This window comes from Desulfobaculum xiamenense (assembly GCF_011927665.1).
GTDB classification, from domain to species: domain Bacteria; phylum Desulfobacterota; class Desulfovibrionia; order Desulfovibrionales; family Desulfovibrionaceae; genus Desulfobaculum; species Desulfobaculum xiamenense.
Genome location: NZ_JAATJA010000001.1, coordinates 846,165 through 867,477 on the forward strand (window position 1 = coordinate 846,165; position 21,313 = coordinate 867,477).

20 protein-coding genes are annotated in these 21,313 nt (G+C 64.4%); 19 read left to right on the forward strand and 1 reads right to left on the reverse strand.

Features of this window, described 5'->3' with window-relative positions; all coding sequences use genetic code 11:
- Nucleotides 1–91 precede the first annotated feature (91 nt).
- The 3 genes from dut to GGQ74_RS03875 all read left to right on the forward strand — a co-directional run bounded on the left by dut (nt 92) and on the right by GGQ74_RS03875 (nt 2,806).
- On the forward strand, nt 92–577 hold the full coding sequence (gene dut / locus GGQ74_RS03865) for a dUTP diphosphatase (protein WP_167940206.1): 486 nt from the start codon (nt 92–94) through the stop codon (nt 575–577).
- Between the two features lie 28 nt (nt 578–605).
- Entirely contained in the window at nt 606–1,826 is a 1,221-nt protein-coding gene (locus tag GGQ74_RS03870) for an aspartate aminotransferase family protein (protein ID WP_167940207.1), read from the forward strand.
- Between the two features lie 113 nt (nt 1,827–1,939).
- Nucleotides 1,940–2,806, forward strand: a complete 867-nt coding sequence (locus GGQ74_RS03875) for a 50S ribosomal protein L11 methyltransferase (RefSeq protein WP_167940208.1) — start codon at nt 1,940–1,942, stop codon at nt 2,804–2,806.
- Between the two features lie 94 nt (nt 2,807–2,900).
- Here the strand turns inward: GGQ74_RS03875 and GGQ74_RS03880 are convergent, their stop codons facing one another.
- Nucleotides 2,901–5,117 carry an STT3 domain-containing protein gene (locus tag GGQ74_RS03880; protein WP_167940209.1) on the reverse strand — a complete coding sequence of 739 codons (2,217 nt, stop codon included), beginning with the start codon at nt 5,115–5,117 and terminating at the stop codon, nt 2,901–2,903.
- A gap of 115 nt (nt 5,118–5,232) precedes the next feature.
- On the opposite strand from GGQ74_RS03880, the gene GGQ74_RS03885 reads away from it, so the two are divergent.
- The 16 genes from GGQ74_RS03885 to GGQ74_RS03960 all read left to right on the forward strand — a co-directional run bounded on the left by GGQ74_RS03885 (nt 5,233) and on the right by GGQ74_RS03960 (nt 21,234).
- The gene (locus tag GGQ74_RS03885) at nt 5,233–5,883 is read left to right on the forward strand and encodes an endonuclease III domain-containing protein (RefSeq protein WP_167940210.1); all 651 of its coding nucleotides are present in this window, start codon (nt 5,233–5,235) and stop codon (nt 5,881–5,883) included.
- A gap of 22 nt (nt 5,884–5,905) precedes the next feature.
- Nucleotides 5,906–7,057, forward strand: a complete 1,152-nt coding sequence (locus GGQ74_RS16455; RefSeq protein ID WP_167940211.1) for a peptidoglycan DD-metalloendopeptidase family protein — start codon at nt 5,906–5,908, stop codon at nt 7,055–7,057.
- A gap of 86 nt (nt 7,058–7,143) precedes the next feature.
- Nucleotides 7,144–8,421: a S41 family peptidase gene (locus GGQ74_RS03895; protein ID WP_167940212.1), complete on the forward strand. Its 1,278-nt coding sequence runs from the start codon at nt 7,144–7,146 to the stop codon at nt 8,419–8,421.
- 64 nt (nt 8,422–8,485) lie between these two features.
- Nucleotides 8,486–9,781 carry a divergent polysaccharide deacetylase family protein gene (locus GGQ74_RS03900; RefSeq protein ID WP_167940213.1) on the forward strand — a complete coding sequence of 432 codons (1,296 nt, stop codon included), beginning with the start codon at nt 8,486–8,488 and terminating at the stop codon, nt 9,779–9,781.
- A gap of 12 nt (nt 9,782–9,793) precedes the next feature.
- Entirely contained in the window at nt 9,794–10,768 is a 975-nt protein-coding gene (locus GGQ74_RS03905; RefSeq protein WP_167940214.1) for an ABC transporter substrate-binding protein, read from the forward strand.
- Between the two features lie 76 nt (nt 10,769–10,844).
- Entirely contained in the window at nt 10,845–11,732 is an 888-nt protein-coding gene (locus GGQ74_RS03910) for an ABC transporter permease (RefSeq protein ID WP_167940215.1), read from the forward strand.
- On the forward strand, nt 11,726–12,520 hold the full coding sequence (locus GGQ74_RS03915; protein WP_167940216.1) for an ABC transporter ATP-binding protein: 795 nt from the start codon (nt 11,726–11,728) through the stop codon (nt 12,518–12,520). Before GGQ74_RS03910 ends, GGQ74_RS03915 begins: the two co-directional genes overlap by 7 nt.
- Before the next feature lie 75 nt (nt 12,521–12,595).
- Nucleotides 12,596–13,012, forward strand: coding sequence for a nucleoside-diphosphate kinase (ndk, locus tag GGQ74_RS03920; protein ID WP_167940217.1), 417 nt, complete (start codon nt 12,596–12,598; stop codon nt 13,010–13,012).
- A gap of 10 nt (nt 13,013–13,022) precedes the next feature.
- Entirely contained in the window at nt 13,023–13,826 is an 804-nt protein-coding gene (proC, locus tag GGQ74_RS03925; RefSeq protein ID WP_167940218.1) for a pyrroline-5-carboxylate reductase, read from the forward strand.
- Nucleotides 13,827–14,361: 535 nt separating this feature from the next.
- A complete protein-coding gene (locus GGQ74_RS03930) occupies nt 14,362–15,414 on the forward strand; it encodes an ABC transporter ATP-binding protein (protein WP_167940219.1) in 1,053 nt (350 codons plus the stop codon).
- 95 nt (nt 15,415–15,509) lie between these two features.
- A complete protein-coding gene (locus GGQ74_RS03935) occupies nt 15,510–16,790 on the forward strand; it encodes an ABC transporter substrate-binding protein (RefSeq protein ID WP_167940220.1) in 1,281 nt (426 codons plus the stop codon).
- Nucleotides 16,791–16,844: 54 nt separating this feature from the next.
- Nucleotides 16,845–17,729, forward strand: a complete 885-nt coding sequence (locus GGQ74_RS03940; RefSeq protein ID WP_167940221.1) for a carbohydrate ABC transporter permease — start codon at nt 16,845–16,847, stop codon at nt 17,727–17,729.
- A gap of 7 nt (nt 17,730–17,736) precedes the next feature.
- On the forward strand, nt 17,737–18,549 hold the full coding sequence (locus tag GGQ74_RS03945; protein WP_167940222.1) for a carbohydrate ABC transporter permease: 813 nt from the start codon (nt 17,737–17,739) through the stop codon (nt 18,547–18,549).
- Nucleotides 18,550–18,673: 124 nt separating this feature from the next.
- Complete coding sequence (locus GGQ74_RS03950; protein WP_167940223.1) at nt 18,674–19,099, forward strand: hypothetical protein; 426 nt, start codon at nt 18,674–18,676, stop codon at nt 19,097–19,099.
- A 14-nt stretch (nt 19,100–19,113) separates the two neighbouring features.
- Nucleotides 19,114–19,911, forward strand: coding sequence for an HAD-IIB family hydrolase (locus GGQ74_RS03955; RefSeq protein ID WP_167940224.1), 798 nt, complete (start codon nt 19,114–19,116; stop codon nt 19,909–19,911).
- A 252-nt stretch (nt 19,912–20,163) separates the two neighbouring features.
- Nucleotides 20,164–21,234 carry a DUF6765 family protein gene (locus tag GGQ74_RS03960; protein ID WP_167940225.1) on the forward strand — a complete coding sequence of 357 codons (1,071 nt, stop codon included), beginning with the start codon at nt 20,164–20,166 and terminating at the stop codon, nt 21,232–21,234.
- Nucleotides 21,235–21,313 lie beyond the last annotated feature (79 nt).

The window sequence follows — 21,313 nt, forward strand, 5'->3', positions numbered from 1 at the left end:
GTCTTTGACTTCCACACCGCTGTGGACTACTTCTTTGCCCCACGTTTACGAAACCGCCTGCCCTAGGGCAGCCCCATCCCGGAGCTTCAAAATGTACAGCGACAACCTCGGTCCCATCGCCGGGACCATCGACGTCGACATCAGAATCCTGCATCCCGTGCTGGAGGAAAACCAGCCCGGGTACTCCACGCAAGGTTCCGCAGGCATCGACCTGCGCGCCTGCATGGACGCGGACGACGTCACCATTCCCCCGGGTGGACGCCATGCCTTCGCAACCGGCCTCGCCATAGACATCCGCACCCCCTCGATGGCGGGATTCGTCTATTCGCGCAGTGGCCTCGGCACGAAGGAAGGCCTCACCGTGAGTCAGGGCGTCGGCGTCATCGACCCCGATTACCGCGGCGAGATCATCGTTTCCCTGCTCAACACATCCGACGCGCCACGAACCGTCCGACGAGGACAGCGCATTGCGCAGCTCGTGTTCCAGCCCATCCACCAGGCCCGTCTGCGGCAGGTGGAGGCTCTCTCGGAAACCTCCCGCGGAAGCGGAGGGTTCGGTCACACAGGGAAAATGTAATCTGCCTCAGGCACAGGGAGATATTGCCATGTCCGATGCATTCGAAGCGCTCACGAAAAGGGACCACGACTCCATCTGCAACACCTACGCCCGCTATCCCCTCGCCATCGACCACGCCAGCGGCACGCGCCTGTTCGACGTGGACGGCAGGGAATACGTGGATCTGCTTGCCGGAATCGCCGTCTGCAACCTCGGCCACGGAAATCCCGAACTTCTCGAAACCGTCACCCGCCAGTGGACCAAGCTCGTCCATTCGAGCAATCTCTTCCACCAGCAGGAACAGGTGGAGCTTGCCGAAAAGCTGCTCGCCACCTGCGGCGCGGACAAGGTCTTCTTCTGCAACTCCGGCGCGGAGGCCAACGAGGCCGCCATCAAGATCGCCCGCCGGTACATGCATGTCGTGCGCAAGCGCGACGCGTACGAGGTCATCACCCTCGACGGCTCCTTCCACGGCCGCACGCTCGCCACGCTGACCGCCACCGGTCAGGCCAAGGTCAAGGACGGCTTCGATCCGCTGCCCGAAGGCTTCAAGACCGTGCCCTTCATGGACCTCGACGCCGTGCGCGAGGCGATCACGGACAAGACCGCCGCCGTCATGGTCGAACTGATTCAGGGCGAACGCGGCGTGCGTCCGCTGTCGCAGGAATTCGTGGACGGCCTCGTGGCCCTGTGCCGCGAGCATGATATTCTGCTCATCGTTGACGAGGTGCAGACCGGCCTTGGCCGCACGGGCAAATACTGGGCGCACCAGCACTACGGCATCACGCCCGACGTGTTCACCACCGCCAAGCCACTGGCCAACGGCCTGCCCATGGGCGCGATGTTCGCCCGCGAGGAAATGGCTGCGGCCTTCACCCCCGGCACGCACGGCACCACCTTCGGTGGCGGCGCGCTGGTCAGCGCCGTGGCCTCGCGCGTGCTCGACATCATGAAGCGCGACGCCATCTGCGAACGCGCGGCCGACACCGGACGCTATGCCATGGGCCTCTTCGAGGGCCTCAAGGCCGCCCATCCGGACAAGGTCGCCGAAGTGCGCGGCCTCGGCCTCATCATCGGCATCGAGCTGACCATGCCCGGAAAGGACATCTGGAACGCGCTGATCGACGCGGGCTTCGTCTGCAACCTCACGCAGGGCAACATCCTGCGCCTGCTGCCCCCGCTCATCATCGAAAAGGACGACATCGCCCGCTTCGCGCAGACGCTCGACGGCCTGCTGGCCGCGGCGGGGCTGCCGAAGTCCGAGGCATAGCCCGATAAACGCCGCCCCTTCGCGGCACGAAACCACAGCCGGACGGAACCATGCGCCAAGCCGCCACAACCGCGCGCTCACACAGGCGAATTCCCGTCCCCGAGAGCCGAACAATGAAGAATCTGCTACAGATCGAATTCGCCGTCCCGGATTCCCGCGTTGACGACGTCACCGTCTACCTGACCGAGAACGCCCCCCACGGCTGGCAGGAAGAACTCGTGGTGGACCGCGAGGAAGTCATCTTCCGCGTCCACTTCGAGGACACCGCCGCCGCGCAGGGCGTCATTCAGGGCCTGTGCGCCGCATGGCCGGACCTCGTCGTGAACCGCGCCACCATCGAACAGCAGGACTGGGCGACGGCGTGGAAGGAATTCTTCACTCCCGTCGAGGCCGGACGCTTCATCGTGCTGCCCCCGTGGCGCGCAGACGAGGCCCCCGAGGACCGCATCCCGATCATCATCGAGCCGAAGACCGCCTTCGGCACCGGCCACCACGGCACCACGGCGCTGTGCCTCGAAGCCATCTCCAATCTGGCCGGTGAAGGCACGCTGACCGCTGGCTCCAGCTTCTTCGACCTCGGCACCGGTTCCGGCATCCTCGGCATCGGCTGCTGCAAGCTCGGCCTCACCGGTCTGGGCTACGACATTGATCCGCTGGCCATCGAGAACGCCGAGGAAAACCGCGCCATCAACGGCGTGGCCGAAGAGGCCTTCAGCCTCGGCACCGGCTCCGTGGACGGCCCGGCTGCTGGCGAGCGCTTCGACCTCATGGTGGCCAACATCCTCGCCAACCCGCTCAAGGCCATGGCCCCGCAGATCATCGACAGGGTCCGCCCCGGCGGCTGCCTCGTGCTGTCCGGCATCCTCGTGGAGCAGGGCGACGCCGTGGCCGAGGTCTACATGGCCAACGGACTCGGCGAGCCGGAGCGCCATTCCAGCAAGGAATGGATCGTGCTCATCTGGCGCGGCGTGAACCGCTAGCCCGGTCCGGATTCATCCAGTCAACGAACGCACGCGGGGCGGCACTCCTTGGGAGAGCCGCCCCGCTTTCTTTCGTCCGATTCCCCCACAGGGGCTAGTCCACATCGCCAATGTCGGCGTTCAGCCGATAGGCCCGCACCATCGGTCCGCGATCCACCACGAGGGTGAAATACGGCTCGAAATCCGCCGGGTCGCCAAGCAGCATCCGCGTCATGAGCGCACCGTACGCCGTGCCGTCCATGTAGAGCATCTCGCCGGTCCGCTCGTCCGCCACCACATGTCCCTGCCTGCCCGTGGGCCACGAGTGGCGGCGCAGCCGCCCCCTTTCGTCCACCATATCCAGCGAGGTCAAATGAACCTCGGAGCCGGAATCCGTGAAGGCTATGCCGCGTTGCAGGTCAAAACGCACGCCCTCGCCCACGCGCCGGCTGCGCCCCGCGCCCGCCGGACCAGACGCCAGGTTCCACAGCCCGAAACGCGTGATCCACGAGGCGATGCGCAGGTTCTCCCACGACACCACGAAATACTGCTCGGGCAGCTTGTCCGGCCATGGCCTACGACGCACGGCAAGGCTGCGGACGAAATCCTCCGCCCCACGCGGCCCCATCGCGGCCAGTTCCTCGACGGGATTGTAGGGATAGAGTTCCGGCCGAACGCCCGGCAACGCGACGACGCCCGCCGCACGGGCACGCTGCGCCTGCGCGGCGCGCCCGGCGGCCATGAAGCGCATAATCTGCCACGCCTGCAATGGCGAGGGCGTGGTGTGCACCTTCGCCAGCGGATACAGGAAGTCCCCTTCCTGCCGCGCTCCGTCGCCAAAGGTTTCGCGACCTGCATAATACTGCGCCGCATAGCCGAAGTCCCACCACTGCCACAGTTCGGCGTCGGGCTTTGCCATACGCCCGATGTCCCGCAACGTCTGCGCGTAGGCGGGGCTGAGCACCGGAATGGGGCGATAGCCGCCAAGATTCCAGGCCAACGGCAGCACGGCGAGGCAGGAAATCCCAGCCTGAAACACCCAGCGCGTCGCCCGGCGGTCACGGTAGGCACGTGCGGCGACGTCCGCCAGCCAGCCGAGGCCAAGCCCGAGGGCCACACCGGAATACATGGTGAACCGCGTGCCGAGCCAGTATCCGGACAAGCCCATGCCAAGAAACGGCAAAAGCATGATCGCGACGGGCCTGCGCAGGACCAACCACAGATACCCAGCCACACCGGCCAGCGCCACGCTCCAGTGCCCGGCCATGTACATGAGCAGTCGCGCCGGTTCGGGGCGCGTCGCCTCGCGGACGCTGACGATAACCGAGGGCAGGTTCAGTCCGCCCCATGCCCTGCGCACAGCCTCGTCCACCGGTCCCATGCCCAGATACTTCGCGGCGATGGTCGCGATCTCCGCCACCTCGGCCCGCCGGGTGACGAGCATCCCCGTCACCGCCAGCAAAAGACCAACGAGTGCGGCCATCCGCACCCGTCCATGAATCAGTTCCGGCCGCATCCATACGACGGCGGCACCGCACGCAAACAGAGGCCACGACCATGGCCCAAGAAGCCACGAACCCACCGCACCGCCAACGGCAAGCACGACATGCCAACGCATTCCGGGCCGGGCCAGAACCAGCCCCGCAAGGCCGCAGAATCCGCACAGCGCCATGCCCACGGCGAATCCGGAGCCGTAGAACCACGTGTAGAGCCACAGACCGACGCCAACGGCCAGCCCGCCCGCAGGCAGGCGCGACGCATCAGCCGGTAGGGATTCGGAGGTATCGGCGGGCCTCCACGTCTCCCGCACGAGCGGCGCAAGGAGCGTCAGAAGCCCGGCCGCCACGCACAGCGGCAGGAACAGCGTGAGGATATCCGTATCGCAAAAGCCCACGCGGGTGCGCATGTAGAATCCGGGCATGGCCGCCGCAGCGATACCCGTGGGCACTCCGGCGGACGGCCCAATAAGCCGCGCCGCGATGAGACACGCGGGCAATGCGGCAAGGGCGGCGGCAAAGGGCGGAATCCAGAAGGCGACATTACCCATGGCCGCACCGGAAACGGCGGCAAGGGCTTCCAGCAGACGGCTCATGGGCTGCATGGCGAGGCGTCCCGTGCCCATGGCCCCGGCCATCCACGCGTAGGCATCGTGCGTGGCCATGATGAATTCGCCATCCACTGTAAGGCCGGAACCGAGCCACGCGGGGACCTCCGCCATGTGCAGCGTGACGGCGACGGCATAGGACGCCGCGAAGGCCGCCAGAACGCCAAGCGCCTTGGCCCTGCTCCAGCCGGAACCCGTTGCCGCTTCATCCGCCATGTCGCGAGTCATCGTTCCACCGCTTCTGGTGATGGTTGCACAAAGAACCCGGGAACATTAGACTCCCCGGATTCGCGCCCACCGGCCACGAGGACCATGGGGCGCAATCCAAGGACACATCCAGCCAATGAAACGTGAAGCCCTGCTCGGCGCAATGTACGCCTCCATGCTCGAATCCATGGGCCCCAGCCACTGGTGGCCGGGAGATACGCCCTTCGAAATCGCCGTGGGCGCCATCCTGACCCAGAACACCAACTGGGCGAACGTGGAAAAGGCCATCGACAACCTGAAGCGGGCCGACGCGCTCAGCGCGCTCGCCATTCGCGACATGCCGCTGCCGGAGCTGGCGGAACTGATCCGCCCCTCGGGCTATTTCCGCATGAAGGCCCAGCGTCTCAAGGACTTCACGGCATTCCTCGACGCCGAATGCGGGCTGGACATCGAGGCGCTCATGGACGCGGACCCCGACGCCACGCGCGAAAGCCTTTTGGCCGTACGCGGCATAGGCCCCGAGACTGCGGACAGCATACTGCTCTATGCGCTCGGAATGCCTACCTTTGTAGTCGATTCATATACCAGACGCATACTGTCGCGTCACGCACTTATTCCGGAAGATGCACCATACGACGAAATGCGGGACTTCTTCATGGACGTTCTGGAACCGGACGCATCCATGTTCAACGAATTCCACGCCCTTCTCGTTCGCGTTGCAAAGGACTGGTGCCGCAAGGGTGAACCGCTGTGCGACAAATGCCCGCTTGCGCCATATCTTCCATAACCGCCGAAGGAATCGCCAGACCGTGACCGGATCGACCCCATACCGCGCCGTCCTCGCCGCGACAGTGCTGACCCTCTGCCTCGTGGCGCAGGCCTCGCCCGCCTCGGCCCGCAAGGCCGCGCGCGACCCCTACGCGCTACGGCAATCCATCAGCATCGAAACCCAGCGCGCCGAAGAGGGCCGAAGCCGCGTCGAAACACTGACCGACCGCGAGCGCGAGCTTCACGGCGACCTCGCTGGAATCGAGGATTCGCTAGGTTCCCTGCGCGACGACATTCGCGACAGGGAAAACCGCCTCGCCCAGTTGGACCGCAAGCTGGAACAGACGCGACAGCGCCGCGAGGCCCTCGAACATCGGCAGGACCGCACCCGCGACACCCTGCGCGGACTCGTCGCCGCGCTGTGGCCCCTGCGCGTACAGGCCATGCAGGGCCGCACCAACGCGGACCCGGACTGGGCGGCAACGGATCGGCACTTCGCATGGGGTGCCAGCGTCTACGACGACGTCCGCCGCACGCTGGCCGAACTCGCCGAACGCGACCGGGAACTCCAAGCCGTCCTCGCCGAGCAGGAGCGCCTGCGTGCCGAGGCGGAAAAGAGCGTGGACGACATCAACGCGGCCAAGGACCGCCTGCTCGCCAAGCGGATCGACTTCGTACGCTCCATCCGCGAGGTGCGCGCGGAACGCATGAACGAGGAGCAGGCCCTCTCGCAGATTATCGCGGCCATCGACCAGATGAACTACCGCCTGAAGACCATGTCCGGCGGCACGTTCAAAACCCGCAAGGGCAGCCTGCCCCAACCCGTGGCGGGCAAGCGCTTCCGCCCCGACGGTAGCGGCGGACGCCTCGCCGCAGCGCCGGGTCGCAACGGCGCGAGCTACCACACCGTCAACGGCGCGCCGGTCAATGCCGTCTTCGCGGGGCGCGTGGCCCACAGCGACATCCTGCGCGGCTTCGGGCGCGTGGTCATCGTCTCGCATGGCAACCAGTACTACACGCTCTACGCCTTCCTGTCGGAATGCTCCGTTTCGGCCGGGCAGGACGTGGCCGAAGGACAAACCCTCGGCTGGACCGGACCCTACCCCGCAGCGGGCGGTTCCGGACTCTATTTTGAATTGCGTTTTGGGCAAAAAGCAATTAATCCTGATGAGTGGCTGACAGCCCCAAGATGACGGCCGCAACGCGACCGCCCCGTACCGCCCCGTCAGGTTCCGGCCCGAGGCAGGGCCGCTCCATTATACTCAAGCCGGAGGCTTACATGCGTTTTACCGTCTGGATCTTCACTGCAATCCTGCTCCTGGCAATGTCCGTTTCCACGGGCAGCACGCAGCCTGCCGGAGAGGACCTCTATGGTCCCCTCAAGCGGTTCAGCCAAGCCATGGACATGATCGAACGCCAGTACGTGCGGGATGTCCCGCGCGATGAACTGATCAATGGCGCCATCAGGGGCATGCTGCAGGATCTCGACCCCCATTCCGCCTTCATGACCCCTGAAGAGTTCAAGGAGATGCGCATCGGCACCTCCGGCGAATTCAGTGGCATCGGCATCGAAATTTCCCTGCGCAACGGCAGACTCACCGTCATTTCCCCCATCGAGGACACCCCGGCGGACAAGGCCGGGCTCAAGGCTGGTGACGCCATCCTCGAAATCGACGGCGAATCCACGCAGGACATCACCCTCATGGAAGCCGTCCAGCGCATTCGCGGACCCAAGGGTTCCGAGATCGAACTGACCGTCCTTCACAAGGGCGAAACCGTGCCGGTCACGGTCACCATGCGCCGCGACACCATCCCGATCATCGGTGCCAAGGGCGAGGAGCTGGAAAAGGGCTACCTGTACCTGCGCCTGACCCGCTTCCACGAGCACACCACCAAGGAAATGCGCGCGCTCATCAAGAAGCACTCCGCCGATCACGAGATCAAGGGCATCATCCTCGACCTGCGCAACAACCCCGGCGGCCTGCTCGATCAGGCGGTCTCCGTGGCGGACACCTTCCTCACCGAAGGCAACATCGTCTACATTCAGGGCCGCGACCCCAAGAGCCGCAAGGACTTCAACGCACGCAAGTCCTCCGGTGACCTCGATCAGCCGATGGTGGTGCTCATCAACGCCGGTTCTGCCTCTGCCTCCGAAATCGTGGCCGGCGCGCTGCAGGATCATAACCGCGCCCTGCTCGTCGGCGAACGCACCTTCGGCAAGGCCACCGTGCAGAGCGTCATTCCGCTGGCGGACGGCTCCGGCATCAAGCTGACCACCGCCCTGTACTACACGCCCAGCGGGCGCTCCATTCAGGCCGAGGGCATCGTGCCGGACATCGTGCATCCCTTCGAGGCCCCGCGCGACAACGCCGGCACCCCGCGCCGCGTGATGCGCGAAAAGGATCTCGAAGGCCACATCGAGAACGCCACCGAGGAGCACAACGGCGAAAACAACCCGATGAACGACACCGCCGCCGAAATGCTCGACAGGGACAACCAGCTCCGACTGGCGCTGCAGCTCGTCAAGAAGCTGCCGCAACTCAAGGAAATCAAGTAGCACCTCTGGTGCGAAGGAAAACTCACAGCGCCGGGCCTCGTGCCCGGCGCTGCCATATGAGCGCATGAACGACACCAACGGGCCAAAGAAGCCCCTGCACCTGCGTCCGGCCCACATCGCCGCCATTGCCGCAGCCCTTCTCGTGGCTGTGATTCTCACCATCATTCTTGCCAAACAGCAGGGGTGCAGATCCGAGGTCCGCCAGAGCGTGGCCCCGGAGAATGCCACAGCCCAGCAGGCACTCCCCCCGACCCAGACCGAGGCCGCAACCAACGCGACGGACAACGCCACCGACGTCCAACCGAACGGGACGGACGCCGCCGCACAGGACGGCGACTACCCGCACTTCGAGGAAAACCTCGGCGTACCCATCGAGCGCCTCGTGCGACAGGTGGACTACGCAATCACCGAAAGCCTCGTGCTCACGGGCTACGGTCCCGGCCACCTCACCTTCACCGAAATCACCCTGCGTCGCTTCCACGGCGAGGCGTACCATCACCAGAAGATCAGCATCGAACTCGACGGGCAGCCCCGTCGCTTCGTGAACTCCTTCGAGCACGCACTCGGCAAGTGGGTGCCCGAGGCCACCCTCACGCGCGAATCCGAGCATTCCCTCGTGGTCGGCGTCATGGGCATCCCCACGCACGAGATCACGCTCACCGAGGATGAGGACCAGCCGTCCGCCGATGCCGGTCAGGGCCGCATGGCCATCGTCATCGACGACATGGGGGATGACCAGCGCTTCGCGCGAAAGCTCGCCGCGCTGCCCTATCCCGTCACATTCTCCATCCTCCCGCACACGCGCCATGCGCACGGCGTGGGCACACTGGCGCGCGACAAGGGACTCGACGCGCTGCTGCACCTGCCCATGGAGCCACGCGGCTATCCGGGCGTACGCCCCGGTCCGGGCGCGCTGTTCACATCCATGAGCAACGAGCAGATTCTCGCCACGCTACAAGACGACCTCGAACAGCTTCCCGGGGTGCAAGGCGTCAACAATCACATGGGGTCGAAGTTCACCCAAGACAGCCGCGGCATGTCCGTGGTAATGGGCGAACTCAAACATAGGGGTCTGTTCTTCCTCGACAGTCTGACCACGCCCGCCAGCGTGGCCGACGCGGAAGGACGCGCCGCCGGAATCGCGATGTACAAACGCAACATCTTCCTGGACAACGTCCGGGATGTCCGCGCGATCCGGCGACAACTGGAAAAGGCGCAGCGCGTCGCGGCGTCCACGGGGCAGTCGGTGGCCATCGGCCATCCCTACCCGGAAACGCTCAAGGCGCTGCAGGACTGGGCAGACAGAAGCAACCGCACCGTTCGCATGGTGCGCCTGTCCGCCCTCGAACCGACTCGCTGAGGAAGGGATACCATGAAGCGATTCACCATTCTCGCACTGGCCGCGCTGCTGCTCGCGGCGCTGCCGCCAACGGCGGCCATGGCCAAAACGTTCACCGTCTCCGTCAACCAGTTCGTGGAACACCCCGCCCTCGACGCGGCGCTCAAGGGATTCCAGGACTACCTGAAGGAGCGCGGCGTGGACGTGGAGTACAAGGTCCACAACGCGCAGGCCAACATGGCCACCGCCAACCAGATCGCACAGGCCATCGCTGGCGAGCGCCCGGACCTCGTGTACGCCATCGCCACGCCAAGCGCGCAGACCTGCGCGCAGATCGTCAAGAAGGCTCCGCACATGGCCGAGGTGCCGCTCATCTTCGCGGCCGTTACCGACCCCGCCGGTGCGGGCCTCGTGCGCGACATCGCCGCGCCCGGCGCCAACGTGACCGGCGTGTCCGACATGACGCCCGTGGACAAGCACGTCGACATGATCATGGAGTTCATCCCGAGCCTCAAGGAGCTGGGCGTGGTCTACAACTCCGGCGAGGCCAACTCCAAGACCCTCGTGGACATGCTGCGCAAGGCCTGCACCGCCAAGGGCGTGACCCTCGTCGAGGCCACCGCGTCCAAGACCGCTGACGTCTATCAGGCCACCAAGAGCCTCGGCGGCCGCGTTCAGGCCGTCTACGCGCCCACGGACAACACCGTGGTGGCCGCCATCGAATCCATGGTGAAGGTCTGCCAGCAGAACTCCATGCCGCTCTTCGCCGCCGACGTGGGTTCCGTGCCCCGTGGCGCAGTCGCCGCACTGGGCTTCGACTACTACCTGCACGGCAGACAGGCCGGAGCCATGGCCGAACGCATCCTCGTTGGCGGCCAGACTCCCGCCGCGACCCCTGTGGAATTTCAGGAGGGCATGACCCTGCACCTGAACCTCCCCGCCGCCAAGGCGCAGGGCGTCGAGATTCCGGAAGCGCTCAAGGCCCGGGCCGACAAGATCATCGAGTAACCACCAGACACCAGATCAATCCAACGGGGGCGCGGCGGAAATGCCGCGCCCCCGGTACATATTCCCGGAAGACATCATGACTCTCTTCGCGTTTCTGGGTGCCCTCGAACAGGGCCTCGTCTACGGAATCATGGTTCTCGGCGTGTACCTCACGTTCAGGATCCTCGACTTCCCGGACCTCACCGTGGATGGCAGCCTCCCGCTCGGCGCGGCCGTCTCCGCCGTCGCCATCACCAATGGCGTGAATCCCTACCTGTCGCTCCTTCTGGCCATGGGCGCTGGTTTCCTCGCCGGAATGGCCACCGGCATACTCAACACGAAACTCAAAATTTTGCACCTGCTCGCCTCCATCCTGACCATGACCGCCCTGTATTCCATCAACATCAGGATCATGGGCGGCCCGAACGTCTCGCTTCTGGGCGTGGACACGGTGCTCGATTCCGCCATCGGCCTCGGCATTCCCGGCTACTTCGCCTCGCCCGTCATGTTCGGCGCTGTGGCGATCGTGGTGGCCGTGGCGCTGGTGTGGTTCCTGTACACGGAACTTGGCCAGACCATGCTCGCCACCGGCGACAATCTTCAGATGATCACCAGCCAGGGCGTGGACACGGACAAGGTCATCATCTACGGCGTGGGCCTCTCCAACGCCATGGTCGCCCTGTCCGGGGCGCTCATCGCCCAGAATCAGGGCGCGGCGGACGTAAACATGGGCGTGGGCACCATCGTGGCCGGTCTGGCGTCCGTCATCGTCGGCGAGACGCTCCTCGGCTGCAATTCGCTGCCCCGCGCCATCGCGGCGGCGCTCATCGGCTCCGTGCTCTACCGCGTGACCATCGCCCTCGCCCTTGGCCTGCACATCGGTGACTTCTCCTTCACCCCGAGCGACCTGAACCTCATCACGGCCGTGCTCGTCGTCGTGGCGCTCACCATGCCCAAACTCAAGAAGAGGTTCGCGCGATGCTGACACTCAAGGACGTCACCCTCCATTTCCACAAGGGCAGCGTCAACGAGGTGCGCGCGCTCAACCGCATCTCGCTCGACATCAAGGATGGCGACTTCATCACCGTCATCGGTTCTAACGGCGCGGGAAAATCCACCCTGCTCAACACGCTGGCGGGCACCTTCAAGCCCGACGGCGGCTCCATCACGCTGAAAGGTGATGACATTACGCGCTGGCCGGAGTACAAGCGCGCCCGACACATGGGTCGTGTTTTTCAGGACCCACTACTCGGCACCTGCGCATCCCTGACCATCGCACAGAATCTTGCGCTGGCCCGTCGCCGGGGAAGCACCCGCTCCCTGCGCATGGGCGTCACACAGGACGACAGGAACTTCTTCCGCTCCGAGGTTCACAAGATCGGGCTCGGCCTCGAAAGCAGGCTCGACGACCGCATCGGACTGCTCTCCGGCGGACAGAGGCAGGCGCTGACGCTGCTCATGGCGATCATGGTTCGACCGGACATCCTGCTCCTCGACGAGCACACCGCGGCGCTCGACCCCAAGACGGCGAACTCCGTTTTGCTGCTCACGGAGCATCTGGTATCCGAAATGAATCTGACCACGCTCATGGTCACGCACAACATGAATCAGGCAATAAAGCTGGGCAACAGGCTCATCATGCTCCATCAGGGCGAGATCATCATGGACGTCTCCGGCGAAGCTAAAAGCTCGCTGTCCGTGAACGACCTGCTGGCCCAGTTCTATGCAGTCAAGGGAGAGGAGTTCTCATCCGACAGGATGCTGCTCACCTAGACATTACAGGGCGGGGGCACGCCCCCCGCGTTGGCACCGCTACATCGCAAACGAGAACGAACACGGAGGAATCCCATGGAACGCACTTTTTCTATCATCAAGCCCGACGCCGTCGAACGCAACCTCATCGGTTCCATCTTCCAGATGATCGAGGAAGCTGGCCTGCGCATCGTCGCCACCAAGAAGATTCACATGACCAAGGCCCAGGCCGAGGGCTTCTACGCCGTCCACAGCGAGCGCCCCTTCTTCAACAGCCTCACCGAGTACATGTGCTCCGGCCCCTGCGTCGTGTCCGTGCTTGAGGGCGAGAACGCCATCAAGCGTTACCGCGAGCTGATGGGTGCCACCAACCCCGAGCAGGCCGCCGAGGGCACCATCCGCAAGCGCTTCGCCCAGAACATCGAAGCCAACGCCGTTCACGGCTCCGACGCTCCCGAGACCGCTGCCGTCGAGATCTCCTACTTCTTCAATCAGCTCGAGATCGTGGGCTAACGGTACGGCCATGAAGTCCGTCATCGGTGTCATCGGACTCGGCAACATGGGCGGGGCCATCGTCCGCGGTCTTTCCGGCCGCGACGACGTGACCCTCGTGGGCTACGATCACAACGAATCCCGCATGCGGGAACTCGCCGAAGGCTGCGGTCTCGAACCCGCGGCCAGCGCCGTGGAAGCTGTCGAACGCGCGGACTACGTACTGGTGGCCGTGAAGCCGCAGCACGTGAAGCCCCTGCTCAAGGAGACCGCCCCCGCCCTCGCGCAGGGCGGAAAGTGCGTACTCTCCATCGCCGCGGGCATCATGACGGACAAGCTACGCAAATACGCCGGGACCAGCGTGCCCGTGGTGCGAATCATGCCCAACACGCCGGCCATGGTCGGCGCGGGCGTATTCGCCGTCTGCCTCGAGGACGAGAACCTCACCGACGGGCAGAAGGCCTTCATCACCGACGCGCTCGGCTCACTCGGGCAGGTGCATGTGCTCGGCGAACGTCAGTTCGACGCCTTCACCGCTCTTGCGGGCTCCGGCCCCGCCTACGTCTTCTACTTCATGGAAGCCGTCATTGAGGCGGGCGTCACCATGGGCCTGACGCGCACACAGGCCACGGACATGACCAAGGCGCTCTTCTCCGGCTCGTGCAAGCTGGCCGAGGAAAGCGACAGGCACATCTCCGTGCTCCGCGAAATGGTGTGCTCCCCTGCGGGAACGACCATCGCCGCGACAAACCACATGGACGCCAGCGCCGTACGCGCGTCCATCGTGGAGGCCGTGCGCAAGGCGTACGAACGCAGCATCGAACTCGGCAAATAAACTGCCGACACGGTCGCACTTCAAGGGCGCGCAACGCTACGGCGTTGCGCGCCCTTTTCCTTTGCTTGCCCCCTCCGAAATCCGCGCCAACCTCCGCGTCTTCACCGGACCGTCACAGTGGCGAAATGCCTTCGTCATGTCCGAAGTCTATTCCCCGCTTCAGCCCAACACGCTGACGTGCAACGCCGTCCGGATGCCGACGTTGCGGCGCGGATTCCGAATGTCCGCCACATTCGTCACGAACATGATCACCATTTGTCAGAACGGGGAAGGCCTTGATCCACCGGCATCCGCAGTTGTTTGACCGACCAAACACAATCAGTACACTTGCAATGAACGTCCAATTGAAGTAACCGCTGCAAAGCGAACCATTTGATTTGCATTCACAATAGTTCATTTCGCCTCTGCCACCGTCCGCACATCGACGGCCGGGAACTCCTTCCCACTGCCATCCGCATGGCGACGGCACCCGACGAATCCATGTCCTCAGCCGCAAGGCACAAGGGCCAAACCTCAGACAGCGGCACTCCCGACAATGCAGATTACCCTCGAAAACATCTCCAGACACTGGAACTCGATCAAAGCGGTAGACAATGTCAGCTTTTCCGCAGAATCGGGACAACTTCTCGTCATCCTCGGCCCGTCCGGCTGCGGCAAGTCCACCATGCTCCGCCTCATCGCCGGACTGGAGGACGTGACCGGCGGCACCATCAGGATCGGCGAGACGGACGTCACCTCGCTTCCGCCTTCCAAGCGCAGAATTTCCATGGTCTTCCAGTCCTACGCGCTGTTCCCGCACCTGACCGTGGCAGAGAACATCGTCTTCGGCCTCAAGGTGCGCAACCGCCCCAAGGACGTGCGCGACCAGCGGCTCAAGGAAGCCGCCGAAATCCTCGGGCTGACGCCCTACCTCGACCGCAAGCCTTCGGAGCTTTCCGGCGGCCAGCAGCAGCGCGTGGCCCTTGGCCGTGCCATCGTCTCCAAGAAGCCCGTGTGCCTCATGGACGAGCCGCTCTCCAACCTCGACGCCAAGCTGCGCAACGAGATGCGCCGCGAAATCCGCGCGCTGCAACAGCGGCTGGGCATCACCATGGTCTATGTCACCCATGATCAGGTCGAGGCCATGACCATGGCCGACAAGGTCGTGCTCATGAAGGACGGCCACAAGGAGCAGCACGCCACGCCGGAGGAACTCTATCGCCGCCCGGCCACCGTTTTCGCCGCGCAGTTCATCGGCACCCCGCCCATGAACATCCTGCCGCTCACCGGCGGCGTGGGAGCTGTCCGCGTGCGCGGAGTGGACACGCCAATTCCCGGCATCCCCGCGACCTGCGCGGGCGAGGGCAATCTGCTCGGCATCCGTCCGGAGAACATCCGCCTCGCCGCCAGTGGCATTCCCGCACAGGTAACGGGCGTGGAATACCTCGGCGCGGACCACATCCTCTCCTGCCGCGTCGGCGAAAGCGACGCACTGGTGAGGCTTTCCGGCGAGGTCGCCCCCGCGATGGGCGACGCCGTGCATCTGGACTTCAGCCCCTCGGACATTCATCTCTTCGACGCCGCCACCGGCATGCGCCGCGAGGGATAGAAGGCATTTCGGCTTCGTGACTTCCGGTGCGACGTCGCGCGGGAAGTGCAAAGCCGCGCATCGATAACCGGACCACAGGAAGGAGGATTCCCGAGATGATGCGAAGCGTGAGGAAACTGGTGCTTGCCCTTGCCACCGTGGCGCTCATGGCCGGGCCGGCGTTCGCCGTGGATCTGACCATGTACTATCCCGTCTCCGTCGGCGGACCCATCACCAAGGTCATCGACGGCATGATCGCCGATTTCGAAAAGGAAAATCCGGACATTCACGTCAAGGCCATCTACGCCGGAAACTACGACGACACCCGCGTCAAGGCGCTGGCCGCGCTTCGCGCGGGCGAACCGGTGCAGCTTTCCGTGCTCTTCTCCATCGACCTGTTCGAGCTCATGGATCAGGACGTGGTCGTGCCCTTCGACGATGTCGTCACCTCCGATGCCGACCAGCAGTGGCTCCAGAGCTTCTACCCCGCTCTCATGGAGAACAGCTCCGCCAGCGGCAAGGTCTGGGGCGTGCCCTTCCAGCGTTCCACCATCGTCATGTACTACAACAAGGACGCCTTCCGCGAAGCCGGTCTCGATCCTAACACCCCGCCCCAGACCTGGGACGAGATGGTCGAGATGGGCAAGAAGCTGACCAAGCGCGACGCGTCCGGCAAGGTCGTCCGCTGGGGCCTGCACATTCCCTCCACCGGCTATCCCTACTGGATGTTCGGCGCGCTGTGCATGCAGAACGATCAGGTGCTCATGAACGGCGACGGCAACACCACCTACTTCGACAATCCCGCCGTGGTCGAGGCCATGACCTTCTGGCGCGACCTTGGCGGCAAGTACGGCATCATGCCCGAGGGCACCATTAACTGGGGCACCCTGCGCCAGAAGTTCCTCGAAGGCTCCACGGCCATGATGTGGCACTCCACCGGCAACCTGACCCCCGTGCGCGAAAGCGCGCCCTTCGACTTCGGCGTGGCCATGCTGCCCGCCAAGAAGCGCCCCGGCTCGCCCACCGGCGGTGGCAACTTCTACATCTTCAAGAAAACCACCCCCGAGGAGCGCACCGCCTGCCTGACCTTCGTCAAGTGGATGACCGCTCCCGAGCGCTCCGCGAAGTGGTCCATGGCCACCGGCTACATCGGCACCAGCCATGACGCCTACGCCACCGAGGCCCTGACCACCTACTGCAACGACTTCCCCGCTGCGGCCGTTGCGCGCGACCAGCTCGACTACGCCACCGCGGAACTCTCCACCTACGAGAATGCCCGCGTGAAGAAGCTGCTCGACGACGCCATTCAGGCCGTGCTGTCCGGACAGGACAAGCCCGAAGCCGCTATGGCCGCCGCGCAGAAGGGTGCCGAGCGCATCCTTAAGCGCTACCGCTAACCACGAAACACCAGCGCGCCCGGTTCCATGCGGAATCGGGCGCGCTCATCAGACATGAAGCTCAATACAAAGATTTCCACACAGGTCTACGGGTGCCTGCTGCTTCTGCCCGCGGCCTGCCTGCTCGTCCTCTTCACGCACTACCCGGTGCTGGAGACGCTGAAGTCCAGCTTCTTCACCACCCCGCGCGGCCTGCGTGAAGCGGCCTTCGTAGGGCTCGAGAACTACTCCATGCTCCTCGAAGACGACGTGTTCTGGCAGGTGCTCTGCAACAACGCCATCTTCTCCCTCGGCACCATCCCGGTGAGCGTGGCGCTGGCGCTGATCATGGCGCTGTGGGTCAACGGCAAGCTCCCGGCCAAGAGTTGGGTTCGCGCGGCGTACTTCACGCCCACCATCCTGCCCATGATCGCCGTGGCCAACATCTGGCTGTTCTTCTACACGCCGCAGATCGGACTCGTAGACAAAATCGTCACAGCCCTCGGCGGAGCCAGCCACAACTGGCTCGGCGACCCGGCGACGGTGCTCCCCTGCCTCATCATCATGACCATCTGGAAAGAGGCGGGCTTTTTCATGATCTTCTACCTCGCGGCGCTTCAGGCCATCCCTCCAGAATTGCAGGAAGCCGCGCGCGTCGAGGGCGCGGGACGCTGGTACTTCTTCCGTCGCGTCACGCTACCGCTGCTGATGCCGACCACGCTGTTCGTGTTCATCAACGCCACGATCAACTCCTTCAAGCTGGTGGACCACCTGTTCATCATGACCAAGGGCGGCCCGGACAACGCATCCTCGCTGTTGCTCTACTACATCTACGAGGTCGCATTCAGCTTCTGGGACACAGCCTACGCGTCCACCCTGACCATCGTGCTGCTCGCGCTGCTGGCGGTACTGGCCATAACCCAGTTCGTGTTCATCGAACGCAAAGTGCACTACCAATAGGTCGACAATGCAGAAAGGCTTCTGGCACTACCTCGAATGGACCGCAGCGTGGCTTCTGGCCGCGCTGTGGGCGGCTCCGCTGCTCTACGCCATATGGGGCGCCATCCATCCGGGCGAGTTCACCACCCACTTCGATCTCACGGCCCCGCTGACGCTCGAAAACTTCCGCGAGGCTTGGAATACCGCGCCGTTCGCCCGCTACTTCCTCAACACGTTCATGTACGTGAGCATGACCCTCGTGGCGCAGTTCATCATCTGTACGCTGGCGGCCTTCGCCTTCGCGCGCTTTGAGTTTCCCGGCAAAAACATCGCCTTCATGCTCGTGCTCGTGCAGATGATGATCATGCCCGAGCAGCTCATCGTGAAGAACTACGAGATCATGAGCTCGCTCAACCTCGTGGACACGATTCCGGCCATGGGCCTGCCCTACATCGCCTCCGCCTTCGGCATCTTCCTGCTGCGGCAGACCTTCAAGCAGATTCCGCTGGAGCTGGAAGAGGCCGCACGCGTGGAAGGGGCCAGCTGGCTCGGCGTACTGCTCAAGGTCTACGTGCCGCTGGCGCGCCCGACCTACCTCGCCTACGGTCTGGTGTCCGTGAGCCACCACTGGAACAACTTCCTGTGGCCCATCGTCATCACCAACTCCGTGACCACCCGCCCGCTCACCGTGGGACTGGCGATCTTCGGCGCGCCAGAGTCCGGCGTGGACTTCCCGGTCATCGCCGCAGGCACGCTCATCGCCGTGGCTCCGCTGCTCGTCTCGTTCCTGCTGTTCCAGCGGCAGTTCGTGCAGAGCTTCATGCGCGCGGGCATCAAGTAGCGCACAACGCCGCGCCACCATCCACTTGCGCCCAAGGCCTCGGGCGGCTATGAACTCCGGCTGGACCGGCCCGTTCATCGCCGCCGGAGGCCTTTTTCAACCACCCCGACGGATACGGAATCTCGTGCACCGACTTCGCCACCTGCTTTTCGCGCTGACCGCCAGCCTCACGCTCGTTGCGCCATCCACTGCGAACGCCGCATCTCCTGTCGGCATGACCATCGACGCGAACAACGCCTGCCGCCACCGGGCCGTGTACTGCGGCCTCATTGCGGGCGACGCCTACAAGGTGCGCATAGCCCGTGGCTACCGCAAGGGACGCCCCCACGCACAGACACAGGCGTGGATCGACGGAGCATGGCACTGGCTCAACGTCACGCCCGAGGGAGACGTGCGCACCGTCGACACCGATCCGGACTTCGAAATACGGGAATACACCACGCTTGAACTCTACATCGACAAGGTGCTCGGCTGGAGCCGCGACCAGCGCATCATCGCGCGGTACAAGCGCGGCGAACTGCGCGACACCGTCGATGCCCAAACAGACTAGACAAGGACACCACCATGCGCCCACTCAAAGATTTCCCGCGTGAAGCCCGCGCCGCCGTGCGCTACGTCCTCACCGACATCGACGACACACTTACCAACTCTGGCCGTCTGCCCGCCCCCGCGTACGCCGCACTCGAAGCCCTGCACGAAGCAGGCATCCGCGTCATCCCCATCACCGGTCGCCCCGCCGGCTGGTGCGACCACATCGCCCGCATGTGGCCCGTGGACGGCCTCGTCGGCGAGAATGGCGCCTTCTACTTCCGCTACGACGAAGCCGAACGCAAAATGATCCGTCGCTACTTCAAGACCGACGAGGAACGCACCGAGGACCGCCACCGCCTCGACCTGCTGGCCAAGAAAATCCTCTCCGCCGTGCCCGGAGCTGCCATTGCTTCGGACCAGGCCTACCGCGAGGCCGACCTCGCCGTTGACTTCTGCGAGGACGTGCCAGCCCTGCCCATGGACGACGTGCGCACCATCGCCCGCATATTCACGGAGTCCGGCGCGGAGGCCAAGATCAGTTCCATCCATGTCAACGGCTGGTTCGGCGGCTACGACAAGCTGTCCATGACCCGCACCCTGCTGGCTGAGGTCTTCGGCGAGGACATCGACGCCATCCGCGAGCAGATCGTCTTTTCCGGCGATTCGCCGAACGACTGCCCCATGTTCGCCTTCTTCCCCAATGCCGTGGGCGTGGCCAACGTCCGCGCGCTGGCGCAGGAGATGGAAGCCCTGCCCGCATGGATCACCGACGGCGAGGGCGGATACGGCTTCGCCGAACTGGCAGCCGCGCTCATCGACGCACGCTCCTGATCTTCATCATTTCGACATTCCAGCCCTACCGCCGTCAACGGCGGTAGGGCTTTCCCCCAAATATATCATCCATTCCCCCAGACACCCCACGCCGCCCCACAGTTTCATCCCCGAAAACACCCACCTCGCGCGCAATTCCCAGTCCCCCCACGAGCTCGCAACCCCCGTACATTCCTGAAAATTCACCTTGACCCATGTCTGATTCCCGATATAGTTGGGGAAATATCACACCTCGCTTTGGGGGCATGGCGTATGCAAATCGACTTCCACCATGCGGTAACCTATGCCGCCGTCAGGGAAGCTGGCTTCAGCCACGAGGACGCGTCACGCGTCGCGTACGCTGCGCAGTTCGTTGATGACGCCGCCAACGAGCACCTCGTCCGCTTCGATGGCGGCGAGATGTATGCCCGCATCGCCTCGGCCCACAAAATGGTGGATTATCGCAACCTGCGCGACCTCGCCAACCACAGGGTCTGGATTCCCTTCCACTTCCTGCCCGGAAACGACACGGGAACGTCCTTTGCCGAGCGGCTTGTCTGTCGGCCGGACAGTCCCGTCGCCCGCGAGATGGTCCGCTCCTGCATCCGTGACCGCAACGCCGAATACGGCCTCATGCGTCTTGGCGTCACACTCCACGTCTATGCGGACACATGGGCGCATCAGGGCTTCGCCGGTATCAATCACGAGGTCAACGACATAGGGGACATCACCCACTCCTCGCGGCACACGCAGGACTGGAAGGCCAAGATGTCCCACTACTTCGGCACGCTCTTCAGCCGTGCGGCGGGTCATTTCGTCGGTGACACGCTACCGCTGGGCCACGGCGCGGCGCTCTGCCTTCCGGATCTGCCGTACCTCGAATGGACCTACGTCACCCATGATGGCGCCACCGTCCCCCGCAACAACCCAAGCGATTTCCTCCACGCGGCAGACATGCTCTGCCGCGCGGCGCGTGGATTCCGCCTCGGCGGCGAAAACTTCGAGGAACTGGACGGCCTGCCCGAGCACCGCAAGGTTCAGATTCTCGCAAACTTCCGGAAATTCGAGGAGGAAGACGGGGATCGGCGTCACAGGCTGTGGCTCACGTCCCTCGTGGACGACTTCGGCTACGAGCGTGCCCCCAGCTATGCGACAAGCGGCCCCCGTTCATGGAAGAGCCTCGCACTTGGCCGACCTGCCCGAGCCAACGCGGATGGAATCATCTACCACTTCCAGCCCGATTTTCTCGCCAGCGACTGGAAGCTGTTCCACGATGCGCTACACGCGCACCGCTTCCACGTCCTGCATCATGTCCTTCCAGCCTTCGGAATCTGCGCGGCCTAGCGCACATCGCACAGTCATCACATTTCGGCGCGGTCGGTCTGGAGAACCCCTCAATACCCCCTCCCGGCCCGACTGCGCC